Source organism: Streptomyces sp. RP5T (genome assembly GCF_003933965.1).
GTDB lineage: Bacteria > Actinomycetota > Actinomycetes > Streptomycetales > Streptomycetaceae > Streptomyces.
In genome coordinates, this window is record NZ_RSAJ01001327.1 from 1 (window position 1) to 372 (window position 372).

At 67.5% G+C, this 372-nt stretch carries 1 protein-coding gene and 1 pseudogene; both read left to right on the forward strand.

The genetic code is table 11. The features are described 5' to 3' along the window. A pseudogene (locus EHS43_RS46055) lies at nucleotides 1–127 on the forward strand (electron transfer flavoprotein subunit alpha/FixB family protein); the annotation flags it as partial. A gap of 22 nt (nucleotides 128–149) precedes the next feature. After that, nucleotides 150–372: hypothetical protein (locus EHS43_RS46060; protein WP_148104076.1), on the forward strand; the 223-nt coding region annotated here is incomplete at its 3' end.

Here is a 372-nt window from a genome sequence, read left to right on the forward strand (position 1 = left end):
GACGATCGTGGCGGTCAACAAGGACGCCGAGGCGCCGATCTTCGACCTCGTCGACTACGGCGTCGTCGGCGACCTCTTCGACGTCGTTCCCGCCCTCACCGAGGAGATCAAGACCCGCAAGGGCTGAACAGCAGGAAGGCGTTCACCTCATGCAGCTCGCCGCGATCATCGTGTCGCTGGTACTGATCGTGGTCGGCGTGGCCCTGTTCGCCCGCGCCCTCCTCCAGATCTACACCTTCATGCGGCTCGGTCAGGACGTGCCCGCGGGCACCCGTACCGACGAACCCGGCCGGCGCACCGCCACCGTGGCCAAGGAGTTCCTCGGCCACACCCGGATGAACCGCTGGGGCGTCGTCGGTGTCGCGCACTGGT